This is a genomic window from Roseateles sp., from assembly GCF_039595295.1.
Classification (GTDB): Bacteria; Pseudomonadota; Gammaproteobacteria; order Burkholderiales; family Burkholderiaceae_C; genus Roseateles.
Genome location: NZ_JBCNLU010000004.1, coordinates 187,963 through 209,793 on the forward strand (window position 1 = coordinate 187,963; position 21,831 = coordinate 209,793).

Below are 21,831 nucleotides of genomic sequence, written 5' to 3' on the forward strand. Positions count from 1 at the left end.
AACTCCTCAGGGCGACGAGGGCAACGCGACCGAGGCGGCCCCGTTGCCCACGGCGACGGCCCCGGGCCCGCCGGCGAGCTCGGGCCAATACAGCCGCAACGGGTTGTCGACCAGCAGGCGGCGCTGCAGATCGTCCGTCGGCGCGATGCGCGGGATCACGTCGACCAGCAGTCCGTCGTCGGGCATGTGGCCTTTGAGGTTGGGGTGCGGCCAGTCGGTGCCCCAGAGCACACGATCAGGGAACTCCTCGACCACGCGGCGCGCGAAGGGGATGACGTCGCGGTAGGGCTCGGGCTCGCCGTCCAGCGCGGGCGGACCGCTGACGGACAGGCGCTCCGGGCAGGTGACCTTGCTCCAGACAAAAGGGTGCTCGCGCAGGAAGCGCAGGAAGAGCGCGAAGGCCGGCCCGTCCACTGGCTGGCTCACGTCGGGCCGGCCCATGTGGTCGACGACGACGGTGGTGGGCAGCGTCGAGAAGAAGTCCCAGAGCTCGGGCAGGTCGGGCGCCTCGAAGTAGACGACGACATGCCAGCCCAGCGCCTTCACGCGATGGGCGATCTCCAGCAGCTCGTCGCGGGGCGTGAAGTCGACCAGGCGCTTGACGAAGTTGAAGCGCACGCCGCGCACGCCGGCCGCATGCAGTTCCTCGAGCTGGGCGTCGGTGACGCTGCGGCGCACCGTGGCGACGCCGCGCGCCAGTCCGCCCGATGCCCGGCAGGCATCGACCATGGCGCGGTTGTCGTCGCCATGGCAGGTCGCCTGCACCACGACATTGCGGGTGAAACCGAGCCGGTCCCGCAACGCGAAGAGCTGCGTCTTGCTGGCGTCGCAGGGCGTGTACTTGCGCTCGGGCGCATAGGGAAACTCGGCGCCGGGGCCGAAGACATGGCAGTGCGCGTCGACCGCGCCGTCGGGCAGCTGGAAGCGCGGCCGCGACGGGCCCTGGTACCAGTCGAGCCAGCCCGGGGTCTTCTCGAAACCGCCGGTGGTGGAGAGCGTCATCGTGGGTCCTTCTCGATGCGATGAATGGGACGTGTCAGAGGAGCTGGGGCGCGAGTCGGGGCGAGCGGGCGCGATGCGATACCTGTTCCGGGGTCAGGACTTGCGCCGGTTCAGATGCGCGAGCAGGCGGTCGGCCTCGGTGCGCCAATCGGGACTGCGGCCGAAGGCGGGATCGCCGCGCTCGCCGAAGAGGCCGTCCTCGGCCAGGTCGGCCATCCAGGCCTGGCGCTCGGCGGTGCCCTCGGCGCTCCAGGGCGTGAGGCCGGCGTCGCGCACGGTCTCGGCGACCTCGCGAACTTCCTCGCTGCGGCGACGGCCATGCTGGATCACGCGCTGGAAGAAGTAGCTCGCCTGCTTTTGCCAGTCGATGCCGGGGAAGGTCTCCTGCAGCGAGGCCAGCACCGCGTCCTCGACGCCGTAATGGCGCGCGGCGGTGAGGCTCTCGATGACCATGGCCTCCAGCCCCTTGATCATCACGCTGCGGCACATCTTGGTCGCGCTGACGACGCCCAGCTCGGCGCTGCCCACGCGCGCCGCGAAGCCGAGCCGCTCCAGCAGCGGGGCCACCGCCTGCGCATGCGGGCCGCCCAGCAGCAGCGGCACCCGGATCCGATAGGGCGGGACGCTGGTCATCACCGCGCCCTCCACGTAGCGGCCGCGATGGGCGTGCACCGCCTCGGCGGCCTGGCGCTTCACGGCGGGCGAGGCCGAGTTGAAGTCGAGCACGAAGTCGCCCGGCTTCAGGCCGGCGGCGCAGGCGCGCGCCGCGTCCAGTGTCTGGCTCGCGGTGACCGCGCTGACGACCAGGTCCGACGGCGAGGCCACCAGCGCGCCCGAGGCCGTCAGCGTCACGCCGAAGCGGACGGCGTGCTCGCGCATCGTGTCGGCGTCGGCGCTGGGTGACTCCAACTTCAGGTCATAGGCGAGCACCGCGTGACCGGCGGCCCGCAGGTCCTCGGCCAGGATGCGGCCGACCTCGCCATAGCCGATCAGGCCGATGCGCAGGGCGTCGCTCATGGTCAGTCCAGCGAGATGTTCAGCCGCTTGATCAGCTCGGTGTACTTGGCCGATTCGCTGGCGATGAAAGCCTGGTACTGCTCCTTGGTCGTGGGGAACACGTCATAGCCGAAGGTGGCGTAGCGCTCGCGGATGTCGGGCTCGGCCAAGGCGGCTTCGATGTCGCGCTGGATCTTCTCCTGGACCGCCTTGGGCAGGCCGCGCGGCGCGGCGATGGTGGTCCAGCCGGTGACCTCGTAGCCGGCGGGCCCGCCCGATTCGGTGACGGTCGGGATGTCGGGGAAGCCGGGATGGCGCCTGGGCGCGGTCACCGCGATGAACTTCAGGCGGCCGGCCCGTTGCAGCGCGCCAGCGGTGGCCACCGATCCCAGCGCGAAGTTGAGCTCGCCGTTGGACACGGCGGTGTAGAGCATGGAGGTCTCCTTGTAGACCACGTGCTGCATCTGCGTCTTGGTCATCGCCTCGAGCTGCGCCGCGCCCAGGTGCACCGGATTGCCCACCGACCAGGACCCGTAGTTCAGGGCGCCGGGATGGGCCTTGGCGTCGGCCACGATGTCGCCGACGGTCTTGTACTTGCTGTTGGTCGCGACGGCGACGAAGAAGTAGGTCTTGAACAGCGGTGCGATCGGGTCGAAGTCCTTCACCGGGTCGTAGGGCAGCTTCTTGAACAGGCCGGGATAGACGACCAGGTGCACGTTGTCCAGCTGGATCAGGTCATGGCCGTCGGTGGCGCCGCGCTTGAAGGCGTCGATCGCCAGCAAGCCGTTGGCGCCGGGCTTGTTCTCGACGATCACCGGCTTGCCCCACTTCTTGGACAGCTTCTCGGCGACCACGCGGGCGACGGTCTCGGGGCCGGCGCCGGCCGGGAAGGGCGTGATGATGCGCACCGGCTTGGTCGGCCAGTCGGTGGCTGTGGCGGCGGCCGCCGCGCCGGACGCGGCGCCCTGCGCGAAGGCCGAGCCGGCGAGCATCACGGCGGCCGTGGCCGCGGCGAGGGTCAGGCCTTGCGCGAGCGCCGCGCGGCGTTTGGGCGTAGGGGCATCAGCGGGAAGGGAAGCGGTCATCGTCGCGGTCATCGTCGTTGTCTCCGTTGTTATAGGGATGGGATCAATCGATGTAGCGCAGGCCGGCCTGGGCCAGCGGCTCGCGCATCTTGTAGAGGTCCAGGCCGAGCACGCCGGCCGCGAACTTGTCCCGCTTCGCGCCCTCGTTGGCCTCGCGAGCGGCGGCGGCCTCCAGCGTGCGGGCGGCCGCTGCGGCGGGGACGCAGACGATGCCGTCGTCGTCGGCCACGATCACGTCGCCAGGGTGCACCAGCGCGCCGGCGCAGACCACCGGGATGTTCACCGAGCCCAAGGTCGCCTTGATCGTGCCCTTGGCGGAGATGCACTTGCTCCAGACCGGGAAGCCCATCTCGTTGAGCGTCCGGACGTCGCGCACACCGGCGTCGATGATCAGCGCCCGCGCGCCGCGGGCCTTGAAGGAGGTCGCGAGCAAGTCGCCGAAGTAGCCGTCCGTGCACTCGGCGGTGACGCCGGCGATGACGACGTCGCCCTCCTGGATCTGCTCGGCGGCGACGTGCAGCATCCAGTTGTCGCCGGGCTGCAGCAACACGGTCACCGCCGTGCCGGACACGGCCACGCCGCGCTGGATCGGCCGCATGTAGGGCTTGAGCAGACCGACGCGGCCTTGCGCCTCGTGCACCGTCGCGACGCCGAAGTGCTGCAGCGCGTCGGCGGCGATCCGGTCGGCGCGGTGGATGTTGCGGTAGACGACGCCGAGTTCGTACATGGCGGATTCCTTGAAGACGGGGAGGATGGGGATTCAGGCCGAGGGCGTGGACATGCCAAGCCGGCGGCGCAGCGCGTCGTGGCGGGCATCGGCCAGGAAGTCGGCGACGCGCTGGGCGGTGGCGGGCTCGGCGCTGTTGGCGGCGACGGCGGCGCTGAAGCGGGTGACGATCTCCAACCCCTTGGGCATGGGGCCGAGCACGGCGACGCCGGGCAGGTGCTGGAGCTCGCTGAGCTGCTGGAAGCCGAGCTCGACATCGCCTTGCGCGACCATGCGGCCGACCGGCACGCCGCCCGGGGACTGGCGCAGGCGGCCGGTCAGCGCCTCGGTCAAGCCCCAGGCGTCGATCAGCTTCAGCAGCGCGGTGCCGCTGGGGCCGGTGGAGTAGCCGACGGCGCTCGCTCGAAGGAGGGCCTCGCGCAGCGCGTCGGCGGTGGAAACATCAGGATGCGAGCGGCCTGACGCGCCGGCCTCGGGCGCCGCGATCACCATCGCCGAGTCGGCTACTGCGCGCAGCGATCCTGGCCGCAGATGGCCGGCCTTCGTCAGCCGCTCCATCGCGTCAGCCGCGAGCACGACCAGGTCGAAGGACTCGCCGGCCTCCACGCGGCGGGCGGCGTCGACGCCGCCGACGGACTCGATGCGGACTTCCAGGCCGAGCTCGGCGGTGCAGGCGGCGGCGAGCTCGGCGAGCAACGCGCGGGTGGCCATCGAGGAAATGCCGGCGAGGGGAGCGATCACGGTGCGGTCCTGTCGAATTGCGGCGGATTCTGGTCCGGCGCGATCAAACGATCCAGTTCTAGCTTCCACTAGCTGCTATTCCGATCGGGCATGGCCCGGATGGCGGATTCCGGCGACTTCATGCGAGCATCGGCGCCCATGAACCTGACGCAACTCGAGACCTTCGTCCATGTCGCCGAGCATGGGAGCTTCAGCAAGGCGGCGCTGGTGCTGGGCGTGGCCCAGCCGGCGCTGAGCCGGCAGGTGCGGGCGCTGGAGACGGAGCTGCACGAGACCCTGCTGCTGCGCAACGGCCGCGGCGTGCAGCTGACCGAGCCCGGCAAGCGGCTGCTGCAGCACGGACAGGACATCCTGAATCTGGTGAGCCATGCCAAGGACGACCTGCGCGCGCGCCGCAGCGAGCCGGTCGGGCAGATCACGATCGCGATGCCGCCCACCTTGGCGCGGCTGCACACGCTGGCGCTGATCCGCGCGTTCCGGGCTGAGATGCCGCAGGCGCGGCTGGCGATCATGGAGGGCTTCTCGGTCCACCTGACCGAATGGCTGCTGACCGGGCGGACCGATCTGGCGCTGGTCTACAACCCGGAGCCCGTGCCCGCGCTGGAGATCCTGCCGCTGCGCCGCGAGCGCCTGTGCCTGGTGAGCCCGCGCGATCAGGCGCCTGCGCGGCCGCCGACGCTGCCGCAGCTGTCGCGCTATCCGCTGGTCATGCCGCAGCGGGGGCACATCTTCCGCTCGCTGATGGAGCAGGCGGCGGCGATGGCCGGCGTGCAGCTGGATGTGCAATGGGAGGTGGCGAGCGTGCCGGCGATCCTGGACTGCGTCGCGGCCGGCATCGGTCATGCGGCGCTGGGCGAGGACGCGCTGAAGATCTACGAGAAACCCGAGCGCCTGGTCACCACGCCCTTCGCGAAGGCGGACATCCAGAGCACGCTGTGCCTGGTCACGCCGACCAGCAAGCGCGCCACGCCCTTGATGCAGCGGACGGCGGGGGTGTTGATGAGGATGGTGGGGGAGGCGCGCTGAGATCGTCGGGGGCCTGCATGTCAGCCTTTCGGTGGGATCCGAGCGCCTTGGCTGGCGACGGCGGACCACGCGCCGCCGCTGCCGGCGATATCGCTCAGCGCGGAACGCCAGAGCAGCTTGAAGAGCGACTCCGGTGGGTCGAAGAGGATGACGCAGTCATGTTCCCCCTGCTGAGCCGAACGATAGATCAGGCCATCGACGCCCTGCTGTTCCAGTTCCTCCGCCAGTTGACGCGTCTCCTTTCGCCGCTCGGATTGAAGGACCGGAAAGTGAGCGAGCGGCAGTGCATAGGGCAGGAGGCCGGGAAAGTCGGAGATCTTCATGGTGAATCATTGGTCCCCCCACTCGGCATAGACCAGCACGTGGCGGAGATGTCCGCGCTCGATGGCCGTCCGCGTCGTCATGCCCATCAGGCAACCCGGTGCTTCGTCAAGAAAGATGAGCAAGCTCCAAGGATTGGTGCTGCGCAATGCCTTCCTGATGTCCGGCAGATAACTCCACAGCGGGTCGAAGAACTGCCAGTACGGCAGTCGCAGCTCCCCCTCGGGCGTTGCGACGGCGATGGCGCGACCGGCGTCGATCAGCGTCCGGACCTCGTTCTCGGTCAAGCCTGTCATGGAAGCGGTCTGGGCCACCGTGTACATGTCGGGCTCCGTACTGCGATCCTGATTGCATTGATCGAAGCGCTGCTGTGGCGTCAGGTTGTTGGTATGGAAGGGCAGAGGGATGCGGGGGCAACCGGGTGGGCTGACGCGCAGGGAAGGGGGAAGAGAGGAGTCGATCAGGAATCGGTCGGCGAGTTGCATGGTGGGCGTCCAATCTCGTGAGCGGTGAAGGCTGAAATCCTGGCGCCGCCACGGCCCTGAAACAAGCCGGCCGGCGGGGGTCGCCCCGGGAATCCGAAGCACCTTTGACGCGCCGCAAACTCCCGAGCGATGCCGTCATCCTCCCGAATGCCGGGCACGCGCGCATCGCCCCGAGGGGTGCGTCGAGGAGGGACCACGAAAGGGGGAGAAACGCGGCCATTCGTCCGCATGGCGTCAGTTCGCCAGCGGGCACCCCGGTTGCCGTGTCCGGGTCATGAACCCCGCGTCATTCCCATGACGCGGCACCGATCCACAAGACTTCGGAGATCCGCATGATCAGCACCATCCTGCTCGTCGTCCTCATCCTGCTGTTGCTCGGCGCGCTGCCCACCTGGCCGCACAGCCGTAATTGGGGCTATTACCCCAGCGGCGGCCTGGGCCTCATCGTGGTGATCCTGGTGATCCTGCTGCTGATGGGCCGCATCTAGTCCGCACGGCCCTCACGACCCTCACCAGTCCTTGCAGGGCTCACGCCCCCAGCAAGGACTGCCCGCACACCCGCAAGACCTGACCCGTCAGCGGACGCGAGGGCGGCGTCGCCAGGAAGGCGATCGCCTCGGCCACGTCGGCCGGCGTGCCGCCTTGCTTGAGCGCGTTGAGCCGCCGTCCGGCCTCGCGCACCATCAGCGGCATCTTGCGGGTCATCGCCGTCTCGATGAAGCCCGGCGCGATGGCGTTGATGGTCGCGTCGCGCCCGTCGAGCGCGGTGGCACGCGCCGCGACATAACCGATCAAGGCCGACTTGGTCGCGCTGTAGTTGGTCTGGCCCGCGTTGCCCGCGATGCCGCTGATCGAAGAGAGACAGATCTCTCTGGCGCCTGCATTCAGCAAGCCCGCCGCGTCCAGCTTCGCGTCGATCGCGAGGATGGCCGAGAGGTTCACCGCCATCACCGAATCCCATTCCGCCGCGCTCATGCGCGCCAGCGTGCGGTCGCGCGTGATGCCGGCGTTGTGGACCAGCACGTCCACGCCGCCCAGCCGGCGCAGCGCATCGGCCAGCTCGTCGGCCGCGCTCGCGCCGGCGAGGTCCACCGTCAGCAGCGATCCGCCGATCTCCTGGGCCAGCGCCTCCAGCGGATGACGCGCGGCCGGCACGTCGACGCAGACCACTCGCAGGCCGTCGAGCGCCAAGCGGCGGGCCGTCGCGGCGCCGATGCCGCCGGCCGCGCCGGTGACCACCGCGACGCGGGGCGTCTGCGTGTCGGCGGCGCACGGCGTCATCGGCTCGTCGGTCTTGCGCCAGTTCAGCACCTGCCCGGAGACGTAGGCCGAGCGATCCGTGGCGAAGAAGCGCAGCGCCGCCTCCAGCGACGCCTGCGAGGCCGCCCCTTCTTGCAGTACCAGCGCGTTCGCGGTCGCGCCGCGACGGCCGATCTCCTTGGCCAGCGCGCGGACGAAACCCCGCACCGCATGCAGACAGGCCGCTTCGGACGCGTCGACGGCGACGGAGGAGCTCAGCACCAGGACGCGCCCGCCGGGCCGCAGCCGTGAGAGCGCGAGCTGCGTCTGCTCGAACAGCGCTCGCAGCGCGGCGACATCGCGGCAGCCCGTCGCGTCCACCACCAGCGATTGCACGCTGCCGCCCGCGCTGGCGCCGGCGCCTTGCGCCACGATCGCCGCCAGCAGCGAGGGCAGGGGTTCCGCGCTGCCCGGCGCGATGGCGAGCACCGCGCGTCCGGCGAGCTCCTTGTCCGACCAGGCGTCTTGACGGCGCAGCAGTCGCACCGGCTGCGGGAGGCCGAGCGCGCGCGCCACGCGGCGACCGAGCGGATGTTGGACGAAGGAGAGCAGGCGATCGGTCATGGTGGAGCGGCGGGCGCGGCGGGCGCGGCAGGGCGGTGGACGGCGCGCAGTGTAGGAGAGCGAGGGCGGACGCGGGATCGCGCCACGTTCTTCATTCGACCGCCACATGACAAAACGGTCATCGCCCTGTGCGGCTCAGGTCGAAGTCACAGGCTTAGAGTCGTTCCCAAGGCGTTTGAAACGCGCGCCGACGCAGCGAGCCCCTCTGTACTCCCGATTGAGAGGGCGCTCGTGTGCAGACGACTTTCAACACAAGGAGTTCATCATGACCACCCTGCGTTCCCTGCATCGTTTGTCGATTCCCATCGGCGTGGCTGCGCTGACCGCCGCGCTCAGCGTGCCAGCGATGGCGCAGGTCGAGGAAGAAGTGCTCTCCGGGCCGAAGTCCCGTGACCAGGTCGTTGCCGAGTTGGAGCAAGCGCGGGCCGACGGCTCTCTGGCCAAGATCCAGACCGAGCAGGGCTATTCACCCGACTTTGATGAGGCACGCGGATTGCCGGTCGAGTACTCCAACCATCAAGCTGACGCCGATGTGGCGGTGACGATGTCGCCGGACATGGCGGCAGGCAGCAACGCTGATCTGCGCTTCGCGGCGCCCGCCGCGGGTGGCAAGTCGCGAGCTCAGGTGATGGAAGAGCTCCAGCAGGCCCGCGAGGATGGCTCGCTGGACCGGATGTGGAGCGAATCAGGCTATGCGCCGGAGTTCGAGGCGGTGCATACATCGCGTCCTTGATCGCTTCGCGCGACTTGACGCCAGCCGCGAGGGTCCGCATGGATTCGACCGGGACGGCGCCCATCACGCGGACCGTGGATGCGGTCGTGGATGACCGGACCCAGCTGTAGAAGGTCATCCGACCTCGGGCGACGGGGGGCTTCGAAAGAGGCCCCCCGCCTTGTTTGCGCAGCGCCTCAGAGCTTGGTGACGTCGATGACGGCCTGCGCGAACTCGCGTGGCGCTTCCTGCGGCAGGTTGTGGCCGATGCCGCCGCTCAGGTCGCGGTGGGCATAGCGGCCGCTGAACTTCGCCCGGTACACCGACGGATTCACATGCGGTGCGCCGTTCGCGTCGCCCTCCAGCGTGATCGTCGGCAGCGCGATCACCGGACCCGCGGCGATGCGGGCTTCGGTCGCGTCATGGCGCGATTCGCCGTCCGCCAGGCCCAGGCGCCAGCGGTAGTTGTGGACGACGATGGCGACGTGGTCCGGGTTGTCGAAGGCGGCGGCGCTGCGGCGGAAGGTCGCGTCGTCAAAACGCCATTGCGGCGAGGCAATCTGCCAGATCAGCCGCGAGAACTCGGCGCGGTACTTCTCGTAGCCCAGCCGACCGCGCTCGGTGGCGAAGTAGTACTGGTACCACCACTGCAACTCGGCCGCGGGCGGCAGAGGCTGCTCGTTGAGCTTGCGGTTGGCCAGCAGATAGCCGCTGACCGATACCAGCGCCTGGCAGCGCTCCGGCCACAGGGCCGCGAGGATGCCCGCCGTTCGCGCGCCCCAGTCGCAGCCGGCGACGATGGCCTTGGGCATGCGCAACGCATCCATCAGCGCGATCGTGTCCTGCGCCAGCGCGCCTTGCTGACCGTTGCGGACCGTGCTCGCCGACAGGAAACGCGTCGTGCCGTAGCCGCGCGCGTAGGGGACGATCACGCGATAGCCGGCCGAGGCCAGCAGCGGGGTGACCTCCTCGTAAGTGTGGACGTCGTAAGGCCAGCCGTGCAGCAGCAACACCGGCGGGCCGTCGGCGGGGCCGGCCTCGACATAGCCGACGCGCAGTTCGCCGGCATCGATGTGCTTGAGCGTGCCGAAGGCGGCGGCGATCGTGATGCGGCCACTCGTGTCACTCGTTGCGTTTGCGCCGCCGCCGCTGCCTGCGGAATCGCCTGAGGCCGCCGCGCGCGCCCAGGTCGGCGCCAGTCCGCCTAGCGTCAGCGCCGCACCGGCCAGCGCGCCTGCGCCCATGCCGAGGAAGCCGCGGCGGGGAAGCGCGGCATGGCGAGTGGCGGTGCCGGCATCGGCATCCCAAGAGAGGTCGGAGGAAGGGGCGTGATCGCGGTCGGATCGGAGAGTCATGGCGGCCTCGCGGAGAGCGGTGGTGGTCGGATGTGGTGGAGGGAACGGAAGCCAGTGGACCCGTCGCGTGTATCCGTGGCTTGTCGGCTAGCGGGTCGATTCGCATCGCGATGTCGGCGAGCGCGGCCTCGATACACGGACATACAAAGCCGGCGACAGGCGGCGACATGCGATTTCTCTGACCTTCGTCAAAGCGCCCCATGGCATTGCGCGGGCGCTGTTCCTAGCCTGCGCGCAGCGGGTCGCGCGGGGCGACCGGCACCGACCAGGGTCGAGGCTGCGGGAGCGGTTCTCGGCGAGAGAGGATTCCGATGATCGACTGGCCCTTGGAGGACATCGTCTATTTCCCGGCGCTGCGCACGCGACCGCCCGAGCTGCGCGCGTTGCGGGAGCTGGACAAGCTGCGCAAGTCGCGGATGCTGCCGCTGATGAGCTTGATGGCGCTGCCCGACGGACCGCCGGATCTGAAGCGCGCCGCGCGTCGCGCCGCCGAGGTGATGCAGGGCTTGCCGCATCTGATCGAGCTGCCGCCCTCCAACGAGCGAGGTGGCGATCGCGATGAGCTGCTGCCGCGTCTGCTGGATCCGTCGGACGGGTTTCGCGCCTGGCGCGAGTTCGCGGCCGGATGCCGGCAGGCGGTGCCGGTGGTGCAGCTGGCGGAGCATCGTGTGGGCCGGGTGGTCGATCGCGAGGCGGAGCGGGAGACGGCGCGTCAGGCCCGCGCGATCGAGGAGGACTTCGGGCTGGTGGTGTTCCGGGTGCGCGGGCGCTGGGCGCGGCTCGAGCCGGTGCTGGCGGCGCTGCGGACCATGAAGACGCCGGAGCGCGCCGTGGTGATGGTGGACCTGGGCATCGAGCGCGATTGGCTGCTGGGCTGCGCGGGCATCGCGCGGGACATGCTGGACCAATTGTGGACCGCGAGTCCGTCCTCGCGACTGGTGGTGATGGGCAACAGCTTTCCGGCGCAGCCGCGCGGGGCGAATGGCGCCCAGGCGGCGATCGGCAGTCGACTGCCCATCCTGGAGCGGGAACTGCATCGGCGTCTGGGCGGCATGCCGTCGCTGGGTTACGGCGACCATGCGTCGGTGCATGCGGCGGATCTGGTCGAGCCTGAGCTGCCGCGCGGTCATGGCCGCGTCGACTACGCGCGCGACAGCGAGTGGCTGTGCGAGCGCGGACGGGCGGATTCGAACGACGCCGCCCACACCAGGGCCGCGCAGGCGATCGTCGACGCGGTGCCGGAGCTCGGTGAGCGCGGCGTGTGGGGCGAGCACGAGATCGTGGAGGCGGCGAACGGGCGGCTCTATGCGCAGGGCCGCGCCGCGTGGACGGCGGTGCGGGTGAATCTGCATCTGGCGGCGCAGGTGGATGCCGCTTCCAGGAACCAGTCAGCGGATTGCAAGATCCAGGCGGATCCGGGCGAAGCCTCACTGGTTCAAGTCATGGCGGAGCGGGGAACCGGTGTCTAGAGTGGACGCATGTCCTCTTGCGGTCCCTCATGGAGGATGAGCCGTCCCAAGTGGTGTTAGGCTCCCGCCCCCATGACCCCGCTCCCTCCTTCGTCGACCTACAGCGCCCGCTCTCGCGACACGGAGAGCAAGAGCATGCACACCCGCATCGTCGGGGAGCTGGGGCTGGCGATCGTCGCTGGGGAGTTCAAGCCGGGTGATCGCTTGCCCGCCGAGTCCCAGCTGCTGGATCGCTACGACGTCAGCCGACCGGTGCTGCGGGAGGCCATCCGGGTGCTCGCGGCCAAGGGGCTGATCGTGTCGCGTCAGCGCTCCGGCGCGATCGTGCGGCCGCGTACCGAGTGGCATCTGCTCGATCCCGACGTGCTGTGCTGGTTGATCTCCGCCAAGCCGCAGCGCGAGTTCCAGGCCACGCTGATGGACGTGCGGCGCATCTTCGAGCCCGCCGCCGCCGCGCTGGCCGCCCGTGCCGCCACCGACGAGCAGGTCAGCCGCATCGCGCAGGACTATGCGCTGATGGCCCAGGCCGGCAGCATCGAGCAGATGCTGGAGCCGGACCTCGCGTTCCACCGCCACATCGCCGAGGCGACCAACAACGATCTGGTCGCCTACATCGGCAACATGCTGTCGATGGCGCTGCGCGAGTCCATCCTGATCAGCGGCAAGCAGCCCAACGCGCATGAGCGCGCCTTGCCCCGCCATGAGGCCATCCTCGACGCAATCCGCGACAAGGATCCGCTGGGCGCGCGTCAGGCGACGCTGGTGCAGCTGCAGGAAGTCGCGGACAACTTGCGCGAATCCATCGAGGTCGAGGGCCCCTCGTCGCCCAAGCCCGGCACCCGGCGCTGAGTCCGCTCGGGGCTCGAGCGGGGCCTCACCACATCACGGTGAGCAAGGCCGCGTTGAGCGCCAGCCCGATCACGAGGATGGGCCAGCCGCCCCGGCGCGACAACAGCGCACCGACGCCATACAAGCCCGCCACCACCACTGCCGCGGCCACGAGGTTCCGAGCCTCGCCCAGGTCGTCGCTCTGGCCCATCCACGCGCCGGCCGCGGCGGCCGTGACCAGGAAAAGCCCCAGTGCGCGCCACCGGTCCAGCGGCCGCGTCGGCGGATCGAAGCGGGGCTGGCGCAGCCGCTCGGCATCGGGCTCGGCGTTGAAGCTCAAGCCCGGCGGTGCCCAGCCCGGCGACTTGAACAGCACCTTGAGCTTGTCGCTCCAGCGTGGCGTCGCCCGCATCCGCTGGAACAGCTCCCCGTAGAACTGCCCGACCGCGAACAGCGGATTCCAGCTGTGCAGCGGCTTCACCGTCCCATAGACGCAGGGTTCGGATTCCTCGACGAAGGTGCCGAACATCCGGTCCCAGATCACCAGCACCGCGCCGTAGTTCTTGTCCAGATAGCCCGGATTGACCGCGTGGTGGACGCGATGGTTGGAGGGCGTCGAGAAAATCCGGTCCAGCCAGCCCAGCCGGCCCACGTGCTCGGTGTGGATCCAGAACTGGTACAGCAGCACGAACAGCCCCGCCGCGGCGTATTGCTCGGCCGGGATGCCGAGCAAGGCCATGGGCAGGAAGAAGGGCGTGCCCATCACCGCGTAGAAACTCTCCTGGCGCAAGGCGGTGGTGAGATTGAAATGCTCGCTCTGATGATGGACGGTGTGAGCCGCCCAGAAGAGGGCGCTCTCATGACTGACGCGGTGCAACCAGTAATCGCAGAAGTCGTAGAGCACGATGGCCACGACGAAGCCCCAGCAGCCGTCCCACACCGAGGGCGAGACCAGCGCGATGTGGGGCTGCGCCATCAGATAGAGCCCGTTCTGGAACAGCGGCGTGACGGCCGCCACCGCCAGGCTCATCAGGCCCTGGCTGAGGCTGCTCAGCGAATCGGCCAGCCGGTAGTTGTCGCGGCCCTTGAGCCGGCCCCACAGCCATTCGAGCGCGATGCAGAGCCCGAACAGCGGGACGGCGATGAGGAGGACGCGATGCATGGGGGCGACGTGGCGGGTCAGAGGGGCGGACGACGGGGAGAGAGAGCGGCCCGGGCTCAGAACTTGTGCCAGAGGCTGAGACTGAAGCTCTGCTGCGAGCGGGATTGCGTCAGCGGCGAGTGCGCGGCGTCGCCGACCAGCCGCGCGTTGAGCCACTGGCCGCTGACGGACCAGCGCGAGTTGAACTTGTGCTCGCCGCTCAGGGCGATGCTCCAGTCCATCCAGCCGGCGTTCGGCCGCCAGACGGGCAATCCGCTGGCGCGGGACTCGGCGGGACCGATGCCGTAGCTGCTGCGCAGGTGGGCGGCGTTGGCCGCGGTGCCGGCGACGGTCACCGCGATGAGGTCGTCCCCGATGGGGATGCCGGAGGTGGCGCCGATCTCCAACTGCGCGCCGTCGTGGCGCCGTCCGCTGCCCCAGGACGCACCCGATTGCAGCACCAGCCAGTCGGTCGCCTGCACGTTGGCGAAGGCCTCGGTGGTCACCCGCGAGCCCAGCCGGTCCACCCCTTTGGGTGTCACCCGGCTGGGGCGTCCGAACTGTGGCCAGAGCCGCGCCCCGATCTGCCAGGTCTTGGCCGTCTCGGCGCTGGCCAGCAGCGGCACCAGGTTCCAGCCGACGCCCAGGTCGGTGGAGACGAAAGCGCCGTTGGGGTTCAAGTACTCGAACGCCGGCAGCAGGTCATTGCTGCGTGCACGCCCACCGGGCGCGGACGGCCAGCTGCGCGTCGAGACCCCGGCCGACAGGCTGGACTCGGCGGGCGGCGCGTCCATCAGGACCAGGCTGCCAGCGGCATGAGCCGGCGCGGCGCCCAGCGCCAACGCGACAGCGGCCGCGGCCACCGCCAGGGCGGTTCCATGGGAGGGTGAGCGGGGTCGGGCTGAGCGATGCATGGCGGAAACAATTGCGCGATTCTAGGAAGCGAGCTTGTCGCGAAGCTGGCGGGGACCTGACACAAACAAGTCAGCCACCGCCACAACTTCGGGCGTCCGCACCTACTTGACAGTGCCGGCAGCCCTCAAAGCACCGCCAAAAATACGTCAGGGTCGTGACAAGCTGAACTTGCAACTTCTGGACACAAGTGTTTCCAGGGTCCCTCCTACGGGTTCCCCCTAGAGAGGGGGCGACGCAAGTGACCATCGGCCTATCATCCGGGCCTTCTCCGGCAAGCAGTAAGGGGTTCACGACGACCGCGCCGGAGAGAAGCGGTCAGTCGAATCAGGGAGGCCCTATGGAAGCAGTGTCCGTTGCCCGTTCCTTCGAGGCGGTGGGAAGTGGCGGCTATGCGATGCCGGCGGTGAAGCGCCGGGTGTTGCTGGTCGACGATCACGAATTGGTGCGCGCGGGAATCCGCACGCTCTACCAGACGCTGGACGAGATCGACATCCAATGGGTCGAGGCGTCGTCGCTGCAGGAAGGGCTGCAGGCCTATGGGGAGCAGGACGCGGTGGACGCCGTGCTGCTCGATCTGAACCTGGGCGACTGCAAGGGCCTGCAAGGGCTGCGGCAGTTCATGGAGGCTTACCCGGACGCCCGCGTGGTCGTGTTCAGCGGCACGCAGGACGAATTCGTCGTGCGGCAGGCCCGGGCGCTGGGCGCCGTCGGCTACCTGCCCAAGGGCGCGCTGATGGCGGAGATGCGCAGCACCCTGCGCGCGCTGCTGGCCGACGGTCCCCGGCACCGCCCGGCGCAGTCGGGCACGCTGTTCCCGCGCTTCCCGTCCTCGGCCATGTATGACCGCGTCGCCGAGCTCGGCCCGCGGCACCTGGAGATCTTGGAGCTGGTCCTGTCGGGCTGCAGCAATCAGGAGATCAGCAACTCCACCCAGCTGTCGCTCGGCACGGTGAAGAACTACGTGTCCTCGCTGCTGCTGGCGCTGGACGTGAAGTCCCGCTCGCACATGATCAGCCTGTTCCGCTGAGCGGATGGCGGTCCACCGACCGGACCCCGACACCGGGGCCGCCAGCGGCTTCCCGGCGACCGAGATCCTGACCGATGAACGCATGCTGGAGGCGGGCGCCGCCTCCAGCGGCGTTGACGCGTCCGGCGCGGCCCGGGGCGCCGGTCCGTCGGCCATGTCCGTTCCTGCCAGCGACATTTCCGGTCCCGTCGCATCCGCTACCTCGTCCGGCGAGGGCTTCAGCGCTCAGATCGTCGACCCGGCCTCCGCGCCGCGCGCGCCTGGCGCGGCGCCCGCGGCCGCACCGCCTTCCGGACCCAAACGCCCCCGGCGCACCGGCGCCTCGCGCATCGGGAGCCGCTTCGTCGCCGTGGTCGGCGCCGGCCACGATGCCGAGGAAGACCTTCTGGAAGGCCGACGCCGCGAGCGTCGGGCCATCGCGCGCCGCCTGCAGGACGCCGGCTTCGACGAGGCTTGGGCGCACTGGCCCTGGCTGCTGATCGCGGTCGCGGTGCCGCTGGTGTCGGCGCTGGTCCGGGCCGATCTGACGCCGGGGCTGGTGGCCTGGATCGTCGGCGTGTTGGCCCTGGCGCTGGGTTGCGTGTTCACCGCGCGCTCGCTGTCGCTGCACCTGGATCGACCGGGTGCGCGGGCCTCGCTGAGCGATCGCGAGGGCCATCGCCTGCTGATGCTGCAAGGCGCCGGCTGCCTGCTGCTGATGTGCCTGCACCCGTGGCTGGCGGAGTCCCCCGGCTCGCGCGGCGTGCTGACCGGGCCGCTGCTGGCGGCCACGGCGGCGGTGGTGGGGGTACTGCTCGCGCCCATGGGGCGCGGGTCGGCGTTCATCGCCTTGCTGCCGGTGTCCGAAGGCATTGCGCGCTTGATGGATCCGGCGGCGCGGCCAGGCGCCGGGCCGATCTGGTTCACCGCGGCGGCCGTCATCGGCGGGCTCGCGCTGCTGGAGCATCACCGCTGGCAGCGCGCCAAGCGCGGCGCGATGGAGCAGGACCTGCAGGTCAGCACGCTGGAGCAGGAGCGCGACGGCGCCATCCGCGCCGATCAGGAGAAAAGCCGCTTCCTGGCCATCGCCAGCCACGACCTGCGCCAGCCGGTGCATGCGCTGGGGCTGTTCGCTGCCAGCCTGGAGCGCCGCCTCCAGGGCACCGAGGAGGAGCCGCTCATCCGCAACGTGATGCGCTCCATCGAGGGGCTGGAGCGGTCCTTCAACGCGATGCTGGACATCTCCCGGCTGGACGCCGGCACGGTCGAGCCGAATCTGCAGCAGTTCCCGCTGCGGGATCTGTTCCGGCGACTGCACATGCATTACGCGGGACAGGCCGAGGCGAACGGGCTGGGCTTGCGCTTCTCGCCGGGCGGGAAGTCGGTGACCAGCGATCCGCAACTGCTGGAGCGCATCCTCGGCAACCTGATCCAGAACGCGATCAAGTACAGCGAGCAGGGCGGCGTCGTGGTGGTGGCGAGGTCGACCGCGACCCACATCAATCTGGAGGTCTGGGACACGGGCATCGGCATACGCTCGGCCGACCTGCCGCGGATATTCGCGGAGTTCTATCAGATCGGGCAGAGCGAGCGGAGTCGCACACAGGGCCTGGGCATGGGCCTGGCGATCGTCAAGCGGCTGGCGCAGCTGCTGGGGTATCGCCTGATGGTGGCCTCGCGGCCGGGCAAGGGGACGATGTTCCGCTTGAGCATCCCGGTGGGGGGATCGCCGGAGATCCAGGACTTCGCGGTCGCCGCGGACACGGTGCCGATGCCGGTGATCGAGCCCAGGTCGGTGCTGGTCATCGATGACGAGGAGCCGATCCGGGTCGGGCTGCACCTGCTGCTGGAGGAGTGGGGGTATGAGGCGACCGTGGCGGCCACGGCGGCCGAGGCCGAGGCGGTGGTGCGGCAGCGCGGCGTGCCGCCGGATCTGATTCTTTCGGATCTGCATCTGGGGGATGGGCCGGATGGGATCGCGGCGATTCGGGCCGTGAGGCAGCTGTGCGGGAGCGATGTGCCGGCGATCCTCGTCACCGGGGATACGAGTCGGGAGGAGCTCAGGCGGGCCACCGAGAGCGGGCATACGGTGCTGTTCAAACCGCTGCAGCCGAGGAAGCTGTTCAATGCGTTGCGGGGGATGGTGGCGTGAGGCGGGGTGGGCGTGAGGCTCGCTGCCTGCGACGGCCCTCTCCCCAACCCCTCTCCCGCAAGCGGGCGAGGGGCAGGTTGACCGGGTCGGGCCATTGATGCGGTTGCGAGGGGCGGGTCGGGCAGGGTCGGGGCAAATGGGGCGGTTCACTCCCTCTCCCGCACGGCGGGAGAGGGCGGGGGAGAGGGTCGGCGAGCGTCCTCGGCCATTGTGGAAATGACCTAGGAGACGCCGTACGGCCGCGCGCTAGCATCGCGCGCCATGCGGATCCTGCTTGTCGAAGACGAAAAACCGCTGGCCGATTGGCTGGTGAAGGCGCTCGCCCAGAACGACTTCGTCGTCGATTGGGTCGACGACGGCCGTCTCGTGCTCGGCCAGCTCGGCGCCACGCGCTACGACGCGATGATCCTGGACCTCGGCCTCCCGGGCCTGGGCGGTCACGAGGTGCTGGCCCGCCTGCGCGACGCCGACTCGCGCGTGCCCGTGCTGGTGCTGACCGCGCGCGACTCGCTGATGGAACGCGTCAGCACCCTGCATGAAGGCGCCGACGACTTCCTCGCCAAGCCCTTCGAGCTGCAGGAACTCGAAGCCCGTCTGGTCGCGCTGATCCGGCGCTCGCGCGGCCGCGACCAGCCGCGCTTCGCCTGCGGACCGCTGGTCTACGACGCGGCTGCCAAGCAATTCACCCTCGACCGCGAGCCGCTGGCACTGTCGCCGCGCGAGCACGCGGTGCTGCGCACGCTGATCCAGCACAGCGGCGAACCCCTGTCCAAGCAGGAAATCCTGGAGCGTCTGTTCTCCGACGAGCAGGATGTCCGGCCGGAAGCCGTCGAGGTGCTGGTGCACCGGCTGCGGCGCCGCCTGGAGACGGGCAAGGTCCGCATCACCACGCTGCGCGGGCTGGGCTATGTGCTGGAGGCGACATGAGCGACGGCGCCGCGTGAAGGACGCGACGTGAGCCAGAACGTCGAGACCGGCGGCGAAGCGCGGGCCGACCCGCGGGCGGCGGTGGCGCGCCGATCCTGGCGCGATCGCGTGTGGCCCTGGCTGCGTCCCGCCCACTGGCATCGCCAGAGCGTCCGCCGCACGCTGCTGACCCTGGTGCTGCCGGTGATGCTGGCGACCGTCGGCATCGAGCTCGCGCTGACCTGGGGCACGGCGCTGCAGGCGGCGAACTCGGCCTACGACCGCTCGCTGCTGGGCGCGATCAAGGCCATCGACAGCAACGTCTCGACCGAGACGGGCGGTCTGTCCGTCGAGCTGCCGTATCGGATGCTGGAGTTCTTCGAGCTCACCGCCAGCGGGCAGGTGTACTTCCGCGTCAGCACCGAGGACGGCCTGGTGGAGATCGGCAACGCCGGCCTGCCGCTGCCGCCCGAGCGCCTGCAGACCGGGGTGCCGCGATTCATCGATGCCGAGTACTTCGGCGCGCCGGTGCGGGTGGGCGCCTGGGCGCGCGAACTGGATGCCGACAAGCCGGGCCGCCGGATGATCATTCAGGTGGCGGAGAGCACGAACTCGCGCAACGCGTTCTCGCGGGCGCTGCTGATGCAGGCGGTGTGGCGGGATCTGCTCACCGTCGCCATCGTCACCGCGACGCTGGCGCTGGTGATCGGCTGGGCGCTGCGGCCGCTGGACCGGCTGCGGCGCGAGGTGGAGGCCCGCGCCGACGACGATCTGTCGCCGGTGGACGAGACGCAGGTGCCCGCCGATGCGGCGCCGCTGGTGCGGGCGATCAACCACCATCTGCAGCGGCAGCGCGATCTGATCGACGGGCGGCGGCGCTTCGTGGATGACGCCTCGCATCAGCTGCGCACGCCGCTGGCGACGTTGGCCACCATGGTCGGCTATGCGCGGCGCGAGCGAGATCCCCAGCGGCAGGCGGAGGCGCTGGCGGCGCTCAAGCGGCAGATCGACGACACGGTGCGCCGGACCAACCAGATGCTGGCGCTGGCCCGGGCCGACACGGCGGAGTTCTCGACCGCGCCGCTGGATCTGAATGCGCTGGCGGACCGGTGCGCGCGGGAGTCGTGGCCGCTGGCCAGGGAGCAGGGCGTGGACCTGGGGCTGGAGCGGGCGGAGCGCGAGGTGATCGTGTCGGGGAACGGGGGGCAGTTGCGGGAGGCGCTGCTCAACCTGCTGCATAACGCGCTGCGCTACACGCCGTCGGGCGGGCAAGTGACGGTGCAGGTCGACGAGGACGGGCAGCACGCGATGCTGCGGGTGGTCGACGATGGGCCGGGGATTCCGGCGGATGAGCGGGCGCGGGTGGGGGAGCGGTTCTTCCGCGGGCGCAACGTGGATCTGCCGGGCTCGGGCTTGGGGCTGGCCATCGTGCGCGCGATCGCGCAGCGGCATGGCGGGGGGATGGCGGTGACGGCGGCGCAGATCCATCACGATGGGCGAGAGCGCGGGACGGCGGTGACCTTGCGAATCCCTCTAGACGGCGCTCTGGAGCCCCTCTCCCATGAAGTGGGAGAGGGGTTGGGGTGAGGGCGGTGGCACACCAGAGCCCCAATCCCTTCGAACGGTGCTCGCTGTCTGCCCCGGCCCTCACCCCAACCCCTCTCCCGCAAGCGGGCGAGGGGCAATCCGCGCGCTTGAACTCCCTCTCCCGCTTGCGGGAGAGGGGGTAACCCCGAGCGCGCTTCCGCAAGCGCGAACGGGGTTAACCCGAGGCCACGTGCCAGCGAGAGCGCCTGAAAGGCGACTGAAAGCACAGGCTTCTTAGAGTCCGGATCAAGCAGGTGACGAGCGACCGATCGGCGCCCCCGGATCAACTCCGAGGACGACCGCACGGCGATACAGATCACCGCGAGGAGACAAACATGCGAACCATCCTGATCGGGCTGTTGATGCAGCTCTGCGGGGCGACGGTACTGGCGGGATCAGCGCGACCGCCCAGCGCCACGTCGCCAGCCGCCACACACGCCGCGGCTCCGGCCACGACGTCATCGGCGACGCTTGGCACAGCGCACCCCACGACATCATCGGCAGCGACCGGCACGCCAAACGCGTCCGCCATCGCGACCGCCGAATGCATCGCCCCGGCCAAGCCCGGCGGCGGCTTCGACCAGTCCTGCAAGCTGGCCCGCGCCGCGCTGCTCCAGGCCGGTGTGACGCGCCAGCCCATGCCCATCAGCTACATGCCCGGCGGCGTCGGCGCCATCGCCTACGACGCCATCGTCACCCGCCGTCCCGCCGAGTCGCAGACCCTGGTGGCCTTCTCCAGCGGCTCGCTGCTCAACCTCGCCAACGGCCGCTTCGGCAAGCACACCGTCGACGACGTGCGCTGGGTCGCGGCCGTGGGTATGGACTACGGCGTCGTGCTGGTCAGCCGCTCCTCGCCGTGGAAGACGCTGCCCGAACTGCTCACCGCGCTCAAGGCCGACCCGGGCCGGATCAGCTTCGCTGCCGGCGGCACCATCGGCAGCCAGGACTGGGTCAAAGCCGCGCTGGTCGCGACCGCCGCGGGCGTCGACTACAAGGCCATGCGCTTCGTCGCCTTCGAGGGCGGCGGCGAGGCCATCGCCGCGCTCAAGGGTGGCCATGTGCAGGTCTATTCGGGCGACGTCTCCGAGATCATCGACAAGCAGCCGCTGAACGGCCCGTTCCGCGTGCTGGCCGTGTTCTCCGAGCAGCGCCTCCCCGGTCCCCTGGCCGGCGTCCCGACCGCGCGGGAGCAGGGCGTCGACATCGTCTGGCCCGCGATCCGCGGCTTCTACGTCGGCCCCAAGGTCTCCGACGCCGCCTACGCCGCCTGGACCTCGACCTTCGACCAGATGATGGCGACCCCGGCCTTCGACGAGCTCCGCGCCCGCCACGGCCTGTTCCCGCTGGCGCTCACCGCCGCCGCGCTGCGCCGCTACATCGACGATCAGAACCGGCGCTACGCCGAGATCGCCGTCCGCTTCGGGCTACGCCGATGAACTCGCCGATCCGCTCGCCGATCCCGGCGCCCATCGCCGCCGAACACGGGCCACCGCGCCCCGGCTGATGCCGCCGTC

Annotated in this window: 21 protein-coding genes; 10 read left to right on the plus strand and 11 right to left on the minus strand. The window is 70.1% G+C overall.

The annotated features are described in order from the left end of the window. Positions 1-6 precede the first annotated feature (6 nt). From ABDW59_RS05160 to ABDW59_RS05180, 5 genes are all read right to left on the minus strand, one after another. On the minus strand, positions 7-1,002 hold the full coding sequence (locus ABDW59_RS05160) for an amidohydrolase family protein (protein ID WP_343628438.1): 996 nt from the start codon (positions 1,000-1,002) through the stop codon (positions 7-9). Between the two features lie 93 nt (positions 1,003-1,095). Beyond that, complete coding sequence (locus ABDW59_RS05165) at positions 1,096-2,019, minus strand: DUF1932 domain-containing protein (RefSeq protein ID WP_343628439.1); 924 nt, start codon at positions 2,017-2,019, stop codon at positions 1,096-1,098. A gap of 2 nt (positions 2,020-2,021) precedes the next feature. Then, positions 2,022-3,083, minus strand: coding sequence for a tripartite tricarboxylate transporter substrate binding protein (locus ABDW59_RS05170; RefSeq protein ID WP_343628441.1), 1,062 nt, complete (start codon positions 3,081-3,083; stop codon positions 2,022-2,024). Positions 3,084-3,126: 43 nt separating this feature from the next. Further along, complete coding sequence (gene ligK, locus ABDW59_RS05175) at positions 3,127-3,810, minus strand: 4-carboxy-4-hydroxy-2-oxoadipate aldolase/oxaloacetate decarboxylase (RefSeq protein ID WP_343628442.1); 684 nt, start codon at positions 3,808-3,810, stop codon at positions 3,127-3,129. 33 nt (positions 3,811-3,843) lie between these two features. After that, positions 3,844-4,551 (minus strand): substrate-binding domain-containing protein, encoded by a 708-nt coding sequence (locus tag ABDW59_RS05180; protein WP_343628443.1) that lies wholly within the window; start codon positions 4,549-4,551, stop codon positions 3,844-3,846. A gap of 138 nt (positions 4,552-4,689) precedes the next feature. Between ABDW59_RS05180 and ABDW59_RS05185 the strand changes: the two genes are divergently transcribed. Beyond that, entirely contained in the window at positions 4,690-5,577 is an 888-nt protein-coding gene (locus ABDW59_RS05185; protein ID WP_343628444.1) for a LysR family transcriptional regulator, read from the plus strand. Positions 5,578-5,597: 20 nt separating this feature from the next. Here the strand turns inward: ABDW59_RS05185 and ABDW59_RS05190 are convergent, their stop codons facing one another. Beyond that, complete coding sequence (locus tag ABDW59_RS05190; RefSeq protein WP_343628445.1) at positions 5,598-5,900, minus strand: RES family NAD+ phosphorylase; 303 nt, start codon at positions 5,898-5,900, stop codon at positions 5,598-5,600. 6 nt (positions 5,901-5,906) lie between these two features. After that, positions 5,907-6,383 carry a hypothetical protein gene (locus ABDW59_RS05195; RefSeq protein ID WP_343628446.1) on the minus strand — a complete coding sequence of 159 codons (477 nt, stop codon included), beginning with the start codon at positions 6,381-6,383 and terminating at the stop codon, positions 5,907-5,909. A gap of 332 nt (positions 6,384-6,715) precedes the next feature. On the opposite strand from ABDW59_RS05195, the gene ABDW59_RS05200 reads away from it, so the two are divergent. Beyond that, entirely contained in the window at positions 6,716-6,871 is a 156-nt protein-coding gene (locus ABDW59_RS05200) for a DUF3309 family protein (RefSeq protein ID WP_343628447.1), read from the plus strand. 40 nt (positions 6,872-6,911) lie between these two features. Here ABDW59_RS05200 and ABDW59_RS05205 read toward each other — a convergent pair whose 3' ends face one another. After that, complete coding sequence (locus tag ABDW59_RS05205) at positions 6,912-8,246, minus strand: 3-oxoacyl-ACP reductase (RefSeq protein ID WP_343628449.1); 1,335 nt, start codon at positions 8,244-8,246, stop codon at positions 6,912-6,914. Positions 8,247-8,511: 265 nt separating this feature from the next. On the opposite strand from ABDW59_RS05205, the gene ABDW59_RS05210 reads away from it, so the two are divergent. Then, complete coding sequence (locus tag ABDW59_RS05210) at positions 8,512-8,979, plus strand: DUF4148 domain-containing protein (protein ID WP_343628451.1); 468 nt, start codon at positions 8,512-8,514, stop codon at positions 8,977-8,979. Positions 8,980-9,155: 176 nt separating this feature from the next. Here ABDW59_RS05210 and ABDW59_RS05215 read toward each other — a convergent pair whose 3' ends face one another. Further along, entirely contained in the window at positions 9,156-10,202 is a 1,047-nt protein-coding gene (locus ABDW59_RS05215; protein ID WP_343628484.1) for an alpha/beta hydrolase, read from the minus strand. A 422-nt stretch (positions 10,203-10,624) separates the two neighbouring features. Between ABDW59_RS05215 and ABDW59_RS05220 the strand changes: the two genes are divergently transcribed. Then, a complete protein-coding gene (locus tag ABDW59_RS05220) occupies positions 10,625-11,782 on the plus strand; it encodes a hypothetical protein (RefSeq protein ID WP_343628452.1) in 1,158 nt (385 codons plus the stop codon). Between the two features lie 72 nt (positions 11,783-11,854). Beyond that, entirely contained in the window at positions 11,855-12,631 is a 777-nt protein-coding gene (locus ABDW59_RS05225; protein ID WP_343628453.1) for a FadR/GntR family transcriptional regulator, read from the plus strand. Between the two features lie 25 nt (positions 12,632-12,656). Here ABDW59_RS05225 and ABDW59_RS05230 read toward each other — a convergent pair whose 3' ends face one another. Both ABDW59_RS05230 and ABDW59_RS05235 read right to left on the minus strand, forming a co-directional pair. Beyond that, positions 12,657-13,772 carry a sterol desaturase family protein gene (locus ABDW59_RS05230; RefSeq protein WP_343628454.1) on the minus strand — a complete coding sequence of 372 codons (1,116 nt, stop codon included), beginning with the start codon at positions 13,770-13,772 and terminating at the stop codon, positions 12,657-12,659. A gap of 56 nt (positions 13,773-13,828) precedes the next feature. Continuing rightward, positions 13,829-14,614, minus strand: a complete 786-nt coding sequence (locus ABDW59_RS05235; protein WP_343628455.1) for a MipA/OmpV family protein — start codon at positions 14,612-14,614, stop codon at positions 13,829-13,831. Positions 14,615-15,003: 389 nt separating this feature from the next. On the opposite strand from ABDW59_RS05235, the gene ABDW59_RS05240 reads away from it, so the two are divergent. The 5 genes from ABDW59_RS05240 to ABDW59_RS05260 all read left to right on the plus strand — a co-directional run bounded on the left by ABDW59_RS05240 (position 15,004) and on the right by ABDW59_RS05260 (position 21,753). Beyond that, the gene (locus ABDW59_RS05240) at positions 15,004-15,693 is read left to right on the plus strand and encodes a response regulator transcription factor (protein WP_343628457.1); all 690 of its coding nucleotides are present in this window, start codon (positions 15,004-15,006) and stop codon (positions 15,691-15,693) included. Positions 15,694-15,697: 4 nt separating this feature from the next. Then, positions 15,698-17,824, plus strand: coding sequence for an ATP-binding protein (locus ABDW59_RS05245; protein ID WP_343628459.1), 2,127 nt, complete (start codon positions 15,698-15,700; stop codon positions 17,822-17,824). 261 nt (positions 17,825-18,085) lie between these two features. Then, positions 18,086-18,751 (plus strand): response regulator, encoded by a 666-nt coding sequence (locus ABDW59_RS05250; RefSeq protein ID WP_343628461.1) that lies wholly within the window; start codon positions 18,086-18,088, stop codon positions 18,749-18,751. A 27-nt stretch (positions 18,752-18,778) separates the two neighbouring features. After that, on the plus strand, positions 18,779-20,317 hold the full coding sequence (locus ABDW59_RS05255; RefSeq protein WP_343628462.1) for a sensor histidine kinase N-terminal domain-containing protein: 1,539 nt from the start codon (positions 18,779-18,781) through the stop codon (positions 20,315-20,317). 335 nt (positions 20,318-20,652) lie between these two features. Further along, on the plus strand, positions 20,653-21,753 hold the full coding sequence (locus ABDW59_RS05260; protein ID WP_343628463.1) for a tripartite tricarboxylate transporter substrate-binding protein: 1,101 nt from the start codon (positions 20,653-20,655) through the stop codon (positions 21,751-21,753). The last annotated feature ends 78 nt before the right edge of the window (positions 21,754-21,831 follow it).

Coding starts and splice junctions, on each gene's coding strand:
- ABDW59_RS05160 (WP_343628438.1), bottom strand. CDS start 1,002: ATGACGCTCTCCACCACCGGCGGTTTCGAGAAGACCCCGGGCTGGCTC.
- ABDW59_RS05165 (WP_343628439.1), bottom strand. CDS start 2,019: ATGAGCGACGCCCTGCGCATCGGCCTGATCGGCTATGGCGAGGTCGGC.
- ABDW59_RS05170 (WP_343628441.1), bottom strand. CDS start 3,083: ATGACCGCTTCCCTTCCCGCTGATGCCCCTACGCCCAAACGCCGCGCG.
- ligK (WP_343628442.1), bottom strand. CDS start 3,810: ATGTACGAACTCGGCGTCGTCTACCGCAACATCCACCGCGCCGACCGG.
- ABDW59_RS05185 (WP_343628444.1), top strand. CDS start 4,690: ATGAACCTGACGCAACTCGAGACCTTCGTCCATGTCGCCGAGCATGGG.
- ABDW59_RS05190 (WP_343628445.1), bottom strand. CDS start 5,900: ATGAAGATCTCCGACTTTCCCGGCCTCCTGCCCTATGCACTGCCGCTC.
- ABDW59_RS05195 (WP_343628446.1), bottom strand. CDS start 6,383: ATGCAACTCGCCGACCGATTCCTGATCGACTCCTCTCTTCCCCCTTCC.
- ABDW59_RS05200 (WP_343628447.1), top strand. CDS start 6,716: ATGATCAGCACCATCCTGCTCGTCGTCCTCATCCTGCTGTTGCTCGGC.
- ABDW59_RS05205 (WP_343628449.1), bottom strand. CDS start 8,246: ATGACCGATCGCCTGCTCTCCTTCGTCCAACATCCGCTCGGTCGCCGC.
- ABDW59_RS05210 (WP_343628451.1), top strand. CDS start 8,512: ATGACCACCCTGCGTTCCCTGCATCGTTTGTCGATTCCCATCGGCGTG.
- ABDW59_RS05215 (WP_343628484.1), bottom strand. CDS start 10,202: ATGGGCGCAGGCGCGCTGGCCGGTGCGGCGCTGACGCTAGGCGGACTG.
- ABDW59_RS05220 (WP_343628452.1), top strand. CDS start 10,625: ATGATCGACTGGCCCTTGGAGGACATCGTCTATTTCCCGGCGCTGCGC.
- ABDW59_RS05225 (WP_343628453.1), top strand. CDS start 11,855: ATGACCCCGCTCCCTCCTTCGTCGACCTACAGCGCCCGCTCTCGCGAC.
- ABDW59_RS05230 (WP_343628454.1), bottom strand. CDS start 13,772: ATGCATCGCGTCCTCCTCATCGCCGTCCCGCTGTTCGGGCTCTGCATC.
- ABDW59_RS05240 (WP_343628457.1), top strand. CDS start 15,004: ATGGAAGCAGTGTCCGTTGCCCGTTCCTTCGAGGCGGTGGGAAGTGGC.
- ABDW59_RS05245 (WP_343628459.1), top strand. CDS start 15,698: ATGGCGGTCCACCGACCGGACCCCGACACCGGGGCCGCCAGCGGCTTC.
- ABDW59_RS05250 (WP_343628461.1), top strand. CDS start 18,086: ATGCGGATCCTGCTTGTCGAAGACGAAAAACCGCTGGCCGATTGGCTG.
- ABDW59_RS05260 (WP_343628463.1), top strand. CDS start 20,653: ATGCGAACCATCCTGATCGGGCTGTTGATGCAGCTCTGCGGGGCGACG.